General features: G+C 44.6%; 1 protein-coding gene. It reads left to right on the top strand.

Going from position 1 to position 505, the window contains the following annotated elements:
- Positions 1–484: 3'-5' exonuclease (locus tag ACS8FD_RS24930; RefSeq protein WP_439277816.1), on the top strand; the 484-nt coding region annotated here is incomplete at its 5' end.
- Between the last annotated feature and the right edge of the window lie 21 nt (positions 485–505).

Here is a 505-nt window from a genome sequence, read left to right as displayed (position 1 = left end):
GGGGCTCAATCCAAAAAGGCATCACTTATTATCGGTAGCAGCCATTCATATCAACGGTAATATTATCGATACAGGCAATGGTATGCATCTGGTTTGCAGGCCACCTGTGATGCCTGATCGTGATACCATTGTCATTCATGGTTTGCGTACCGCTGACGTTGAAAACGGGATGAGCTACGATGAGATGCTCGAGTTACTATTACCCTTTATTGATAATCGGCCGATAGTTGGATTCTGCCCAAAGATAGATACTGGCTTTTTGAACCCTTTGGTAAAGCGCTATATGGGTACTACTTTACCCAATGACGTCATTGATGTGCGGCATTTATATAGTCGGCGTATGAGCGGTCAAACCCAAGGTCTCTCTGGTCAATCACAGCATCTGACCAGTATCTTAGCGCATTATGATATTCCTGAGCTCGGTACTCACGATGCTTATAACGATGCCATCATGACGGCAATGGCATTTTTACATGTACGCTAAAGCTTGCCACCGATTCATGTT

It is taken from the genome of Psychrobacter sp. 1U2 (assembly GCF_051847575.1).
Note: the sequence above shows the minus strand (reverse complement) of the source record. Positions and strands in the feature narration are given on the sequence as shown.